Here is a 7,005-nt window from a genome sequence, read left to right on the forward strand (position 1 = left end):
CGGGGCGGCGGTCGAAGGAGGCGCGGTGCAGCGGGGCCTCGACGTCCAGCCCGCGCAGAACGGCACGAAACCCGGCCCGAAGCAGACCCCGCGCGCACCGGGCTCGGCGGCCGGCAACCGCGGAGGCGGCGCCGCCGCACGCAAGGCCCGCTCGGCCGCCCGCAACTCGACCGGCACCTCGCCCCGCAAGAAGAAGTAGCGCCGGCGCCCGGGAGCGTCAGCGCCAGACGGTGCGGGGCCGCAGCAGCCGGTGCCGCGGCTCGCTGTCGTCGAGCAGCAGCGAGAGCACGGCTCCTGCGACGTCGACGAGCGGTTGCTCGACGCTCGACAGGCCGAGCGCCGAGGCGACCGGGGTGTCGTCGTAGCCCACGACCGGCACCGACGACCCCAGCACGACCGATGCCCCGAGCGCGAGGGTGTCGCTCGCGCACACCACGGCGTCCACCGCGACTCCCGCGTCGAGCACCGACCGGACCGCAGCCGAGGCGAGCGGCACCGAGTCCTCGACGGCCAGGTCGAGCGCGTCGATCGAGGCCGGATCGAGCGTGCCCCGTGACGCGAGCGCCTCGCGCCACCCGCGCCTCCGGTCGTCCCCGGCGCCCGAGCCGGCGGGCCAGCCGAGGAAGGCCACGTGCGTCGCACCCCGGTCGAGCAGGTCGTCGGTCGTCGAGGCGAGGCCGGCGCGTCCGTCGACGTCGACCCAGCGGTGTTGCGGGTCGCCCATGTCGTCGATCCCCCAGGGCCGACCGAAGGTGACGAAGTCGGCGCCGGCGTCGATCAGCCATTCGGTGCGCGGGTCGTCGAAGAACGTCGAGGTGAGCACGAACCCGTCGACGTCGGCGCCGTCGAGCAGGCGGCGGAACTGGGCGATCTCGTCGTCGGGCCCGGCCGCCGTGTACAGCAGGATGCGGTGGTCGCGAGCGTCGGCCTGCTCGGTGACCGCGTGCAGGAACCGGTCGAGCACCGCGCCCGAGATGCCGTTCTGCACGGGGTCGAGCCGGATGCCGATGGTCGAGCTCTTGCGGGTGCGCAATCGTCGCGCCGACGCGTGCGGCCGGTAGCCGAGGTCCGCGATCGCCCGCTCGACCCGGCCCCGCGTGTCGGGTCGGACGATGTCGGGCGCGTTCAGCACGTTCGAGACGGTCTGCCGCGACACCCCCGCGACCGAGGCGACGTCGCTGACGGTCGGGAGGCGCGGTGTCGGAACCCGAGTCATCGCGCCCTCCACCCCGGCGCCGGTCGGCGGCCTCGGGTCACGTTACCCCAGCGCCCGGGTGCCTCTCGGCTCCCCGGTCTTGACACCCACGGGGCGGCCTGCCTACTCTGACGACACGGATTTGATCGATCAAATCGCACGTCCGCCCCCGCTCCATCCCGAGGCGCCACCCCGGCACCACACCCCGACCACAGCACCCGCACCATCGCAACGACGCGACGAGAGGCCCACCATGCGACGACGCACGACCCGCCTGGCGGCAGCAGCCGCCCTCACCACCATCTCGGCCCTGGCCCTCACGGCCTGCGGCTCCGGCTTCAGCGAGGGGTCGGGCGCCGCGAGCGACGGCGCCCTCACCAGCAGCGACGACTCGCTGACCGTGCTGATCGGCTCGAGCGGAGACGCCGAGACGAAGGCCGTCACCGAGGCCGTCGCGAGCTGGTCCGACGACTCGGGCACCGGCGCCGAGGTCAGCGTGGCCTCCGACCTGCCGCAGCAGCTCAGCCAGGGCTTCGCCTCGGGCGAGCCGGCCGACGTGTTCTACGTCTCGACCGACACGCTCGCGGGCTTCGCCGGCAACGGCAGCCTGCTGGCCTACGGCGACCAGCTCGCCAACGAGGGCGACTTCTTCCCGACCCTCGTCGACAGTTTCACGCTCGACGACCGGTTCTACTGCGCGCCCAAGGACTTCTCGACCCTCGGCCTGATCATCAACACCGACATGTGGGCCGCGGCCGGCCTGACCGACGCCGACGTCCCGACCGACTGGGACTCGCTGAAGGCGGTCGCCGCGAAGCTCACGACGGCCGACCACGTGGGCCTGGCCTTCAGCCCCGAGTACGCCCGGGTGGGCGCGTTCATGGCGCAGGCCGGCGGCGCGGTGACCACCGCCGACGGCACCGAGGCGACGCTCGACTCGTCCGAGAACGTCGAGGCGCTGACCTACGTGAAGGACCTGCTGACCAGCGGCGACGCCGCGTTCTCGAGCGACCTCGGCGCGGGCTGGGGCGGCGAGGCCTTCGGCACGGGCAAGGCGGCGATGACCATCGAGGGCAACTGGATCACCGGCGCACTCACCAACGACTACCCCGACGTGTCGTACCAGGTGGCCGAGCTGCCCGCCGGCCCCGGCGGCCAGGGCACGTTGCAGTTCACCAACTGCTGGGGCATCGCCGCCGACAGCCCCAACCAGCAGGCCGCCGTCGACCTCGTCGAGCAGCTGACGAGCACCGACCAGCAGCTCGCCTTCGCCGACGCGTTCGGCGTCATGCCCTCGATCCAGTCGGCCGCCGACACCTGGAAGTCCGACAACCCCGACCAGGCCGCGTTCCTCGACTCGGTCGAGTTCGCCCAGGGCACGCCCACGCAGGACGGGTCCGCCGCCGTGATCAGCGACTTCAACTCGCAGCTCTCCGGCCTGAAGGACGGCGACCCGAAGACGATCCTCGAGTCCGCGCAGAAGAACTTCGAGGCGATCCTCCAGTAACCCTCGGGGCACCGCGCCTCCCCCGGCGCGGTGCCTCGCACTCCCCACCCGACGGGGGCGGCCGGGGCCGCGACGCGTCCTCCCCAGGGCGGTCGCGCCTCCGTCCCTCCCCGGTCCTGCTCCCCGCCTCCCCCGCGGCCGCGCCTCGTCGGCGATCATCCGAGGAGGCGCGACCCATCGACCCGAGACAGCGCACGAAAGGCAGTCCCCATGACCGCGATCTCGACCAAGGCCCCCCGCCGGCGCAGCGCCGTCTCGCGCGGCGAGGGCCTCTCGGGCTGGCTGTTCGTCTCGCCCGTGCTGATCGTCCTGGGCCTCTTCCTGGCCGTGCCCGTCCTGATGGCCCTCTGGGTCAGCGTCTCGGACTGGACCGGCCGGGGCTCCCCCTTCGCGGCCGGCGTCGGCTTCGTCGGGGCGCAGAACTACCGAGACCTGCTCGGCGGCGGCGGCCTGGCCGAGCGCGACTTCGGCCTGAGCCTGCGCAACAACGCCTGGTACGTGATCCTCGTCGTGCCCATCCAGACCGCCGTGGCTCTGCTGCTCGCCGTGTTGGTGAACCGCCAGGTGCTGCGCGGCCGCGGGTTCTTCCGCACCGCGTTCTACTTCCCGTCGGTGACCAGCTCGGTCGCCATCACCGTCCTGTGGCTGTTCCTGTTCTCGCAGAGCGGCGCGGTGAACAAGCTGCTCTCGTTCGTCGGCATCACCGGGCCCGCGTGGTTCAACGACGCCAGCGGCGTGCTGCACAACCTGCTCGCCGTCGTCGGCGTCACGCAGCCCCCGGCCCTGCTGGCCGACCACACCGCCCTCGGCGTCAGCTGGTGGGACTGGCTGGCCGGGCCGTCGGTCGCGATGTCCGCGTTCATCCTGATGGCCGTCTTCACCACCAGTGGCACGTTCATGCTGCTCTTCCTGGCGGCCCTGCAGAACCTCGGTGGCGACGTCCAAGAGGCCGCGATGATGGACGGCGCGAGCGGCTGGCAGCGCTTCTGGCGCATCACGTTGCCGCAACTGCGACCGACGCTCTTCACGGTCCTCACCCTCGGCCTTATCGGCACCTGGCAGGTCTTCGACCAGATCTACACGGGCACCCAGGGCGGCCCGCAGAAGACCACGCTGACGCCCGCCTACCTCTCGTACACCTCGGCGTTCGGCGAACAGGAGTGGGGTCGCGGCGCGGCCATCGCCTTCGTGCTGTTCGTCATCATCGTCGCCTTGACGATCCTGCAGCGCATCGTGCTGCGCGAACGGGCCGTGTCGAAGAGACGCACCCGGCTCTACACGACAGGAGTCGAGCGATGACCACGACCGCACCGATCGCCGACCGGACGAACCCCTCCTCGCCGGTCGCGCCTCCCCCGGCCCCACCTCACCCGGCCGGGCGCGAGCCCCGCAGCACGCGACGCATCGCCGGCACCTCGGTGCTCTACGCCGTGCTGATCGTCATCGCGGCGATCTACATCCTGCCGTTCCTGATCAACGTGGCGACGTCGTTCAAGACCGACCCCGAGGCGGCCTCCGACCCGCTGGCGTTGATCCCGATCACGCCGACGGTCGCCGCCTACCGCCAGCTGTTCCTCAACAGCGACTTCCCGACCTGGTTCCAGAACTCGGCGATCGTGACGATCGTGGTGACGCTCGGGCGGGTCTTCTTCAACTCGCTCGCCGGCTACGCCCTGGCGCGGCTGCAGTTCCGGGGGCGCAACGTCATCTTCGTGCTGCTGATCGGCGTGATGGCGGTGCCGACGGTCGTGCTGCTCATCCCGAAGTTCCTGGTGATCAACCAGCTCGGCATGTACGACTCGTACTCGGGCATGATCGTGCCGCTGCTGACCGACGCCGCCGGGGTCTTCATCATGAAGAACTTCTTCGAGTCGATCCCGCGCAGCGTCGAAGAGCAGGCGCGCATCGACGGCGCCGGCACCTTCCGGGTCTTCTGGTCGATCGTCCTGCCCATGGCTCGCCCGGCCCTCGTGACGATCATCATCCTGTCGTTCCAGGGGTCGTGGAACGAGCTCTCGCACTTCATCGTGTCGACCCAGTCGCCCGAGCTGACCACCCTCACCAAGGGCGTCGCGAGCCTCGCCTCGGGGCAGCTGAGCCAGGGGTCGCAGTACCCGATCAAGCTCGCGGCCGCCGCGGTCATGACGATCCCGGTCGCCATCGTCTTCTTCGTCTTCCAGCGCCGCATCATGAACGCCAGCGCCGGGGCCGTCAAAGAGTGATGCACGCCGCGACGCCCACCCCGTCGCACCCCACGCCCGCCACCCGGAGCCCCAGGAGCCCCCGATGACCCAGACCTCCCCCCTCGATTCCGACCACGCCGACCGGTCGACCCCGACACCCGGCCTCCAGCCGTTCCTCGCCGCCGAGACCGTCGTGCTGAGGGCTCCCGTCCAGGCGTGGTCGGCCGCCGACGGGTCGATGGGCGCGGCGACGATCCACGGCGTCTACCTCGGCGACGTGCGTCTCGTCGCCGGGCACGGCGTCACGGTCGACGGTCTCGTCCCCGAGCACGTGGCCACGGTGCCCCTCGGAGCCTCGTCGGTCCGCTTCGAGTCGCTGCTGCGCGGCCTCGACGACGCCGGAGCCGACCCCGACGTCCGCCTGAGCTCGCTCCGTGACGTCACGACCACGGGCGTCCACGAGCGCCACACGGTCACCTCCCGGCTCGACCGCGAGCTCACGGTCACCCTGGCCGCGACCCTGCGACCCGACTCCTCCCCCATGGACCACGTGAAGGCCGGGATCGTGGGCGCGCCCGTGCGCGACGCGACGCTCACGTCCGACGGCACCCGCGCCTCCTGGCACGCAGAAGGAGTCCGGGTCGACCTCGAGGCCCGAGGAGGCGCGGTGCGGGACACCCCCGCCGGCCTCGTCGTCGAGTGGGTCGCCGTCGTCCCCGCCCGGGGTTCCGTGACGGTCGTTCTCGACCTGGTCGCGACCGCCCCCGACGCCGTCGTCCGGGGCGTGCGGACGCCGCCGCACTGGGCCGACCTCGACCCGGCGCCGCGTGACGGCCGGCTCGCCCGCTGGGTCGACCGTGCCCGCGACGACCTGGCGGCGCTCCGGCTGACCACGACGACGGCACCCGACGACGTGTTCTACGCCGCAGGTGCGCCCTGGTTCTTCACGCTCTTCGGCCGTGACTCGCTCTGGGCCGCCCGCTTCACCCTGCCCCTCGACCTCACGGTCGCGGGCGGCACCCTGCGGGTGCTGGCGGGCCTCCAGGGCACTCGACACGTGCCGGGGACGGCCGAGCAGCCGGGCAAGATCATGCACGAACTCCGTCAACGGACGTTGACGATCCCCGGTGAGGACGTGAGCCTGCCCCCGCTCTACTACGGCACCGTCGACGCGACCGCGCTCTGGATCTGCCTGCTGCACGACGCCTGGCGCTGGGGCCTGCCGCGGGCCGAGGTCGAGGCGCTGCTGCCGCACCTCGACGCAGCCCTCGCCTGGATGCGCGACTCGGGCGACAGCGACGGCGACCTGCTGCTCGAGTACGTCGACGAGACCGGCCACGGCTTGGCGAACCAGGGTTGGAAGGACTCCGGGGACAGCGTCCAGTGGCGCGACGGAACCCTCGCCGAGGGGCCGATCGCGCTCTGCGAGGTGCAGGCCTACGCGTACGAGGCGGCCGTGCACGGGGCCGACCTGCTCGACGCTTTCGGTCGGGCGGGCGGCGACGCGTGGCGCGACTGGGCGGGGCGCCTGCGCGACCGGTTCCGCGCCTCCTTCTGGGTCGACGACGCCGCGGGCGCCTACCCGGCGATCGCCCTCGACGCGGCCAAGCGGCCGGTCGACACGGTCACGAGCAACCTCGGGCACCTGCTCGGCACGGGTCTGCTCGACCCGGACGAGGAGGCGCTGGTCGCGTCCCGCCTCGTCTCGCCCGAGCTGTCCAGCGGATTCGGCCTCCGCACGATGTCGACCGACAGCGCCGGCTACTGGCCCCTGAGCTACCACGGGGGCAGCGTCTGGACCCACGACACGGCCATCGCGGTGCAGGGCCTGGCCCGGGCCGGGTTCGCCGACGAGGCCGCGATGCTCGCCGAGGGCCTGCTCGCGGCGGCGCCGACCTTCGACTACCGGATGCCCGAGCTCCACTCGGGCGACCCGGCCCGCGAGGTGCCGTCGCCCGTGCCGTACCCCGCCTCGTGCCGCCCCCAGGCCTGGTCCGCCGCAGCCGCCGTCGCCGTCTGGTCCGCCACGCACGCCGTGCGCCCGCCCCGCCACCCATGACCGCTCGCCCCGCTGGCCCCGCCGCCGATGGTGCGCGCACCCTCCCGCCGAACGCGGGCGA

6 protein-coding genes are annotated in these 7,005 nt (G+C 72.5%); 5 read left to right on the forward strand and 1 reads right to left on the reverse strand.

What is annotated here, in order from left to right; all coding sequences use genetic code 11:
* The coding region (locus IFT36_RS14405) for a hypothetical protein (RefSeq protein WP_200413477.1) at positions 1-199 on the forward strand (199 nt) is incomplete at its 5' end.
* Between the two features lie 18 nt (positions 200-217).
* Here IFT36_RS14405 and IFT36_RS14410 read toward each other — a convergent pair.
* Positions 218-1,216 carry a LacI family DNA-binding transcriptional regulator gene (locus tag IFT36_RS14410; RefSeq protein WP_043597449.1) on the reverse strand — a complete coding sequence of 333 codons (999 nt, stop codon included), beginning with the start codon at positions 1,214-1,216 and terminating at the stop codon, positions 218-220.
* Between the two features lie 232 nt (positions 1,217-1,448).
* Between IFT36_RS14410 and IFT36_RS14415 the strand changes: the two genes are divergently transcribed.
* The 4 genes from IFT36_RS14415 to IFT36_RS14430 all read left to right on the forward strand — a co-directional run bounded on the left by IFT36_RS14415 (position 1,449) and on the right by IFT36_RS14430 (position 6,944).
* A complete protein-coding gene (locus tag IFT36_RS14415; protein ID WP_200413478.1) occupies positions 1,449-2,702 on the forward strand; it encodes a sugar ABC transporter substrate-binding protein in 1,254 nt (417 codons plus the stop codon).
* Between the two features lie 210 nt (positions 2,703-2,912).
* Positions 2,913-4,001 carry a carbohydrate ABC transporter permease gene (locus IFT36_RS14420; protein ID WP_043597416.1) on the forward strand — a complete coding sequence of 363 codons (1,089 nt, stop codon included), beginning with the start codon at positions 2,913-2,915 and terminating at the stop codon, positions 3,999-4,001.
* Entirely contained in the window at positions 3,998-4,924 is a 927-nt protein-coding gene (locus tag IFT36_RS14425) for a carbohydrate ABC transporter permease (protein ID WP_173151986.1), read from the forward strand. Before IFT36_RS14420 ends, IFT36_RS14425 begins: the two co-directional genes overlap by 4 nt.
* Before the next feature lie 64 nt (positions 4,925-4,988).
* Positions 4,989-6,944 (forward strand): glycogen debranching N-terminal domain-containing protein, encoded by a 1,956-nt coding sequence (locus tag IFT36_RS14430; protein ID WP_200413479.1) that lies wholly within the window; start codon positions 4,989-4,991, stop codon positions 6,942-6,944.
* The last annotated feature ends 61 nt before the right edge of the window (positions 6,945-7,005 follow it).

The sequence above is a fragment of the Frigoribacterium sp. CFBP 13605 genome, assembly GCF_014839405.1.
In the GTDB taxonomy this organism is placed as follows: domain Bacteria; phylum Actinomycetota; class Actinomycetes; order Actinomycetales; family Microbacteriaceae; genus Frigoribacterium.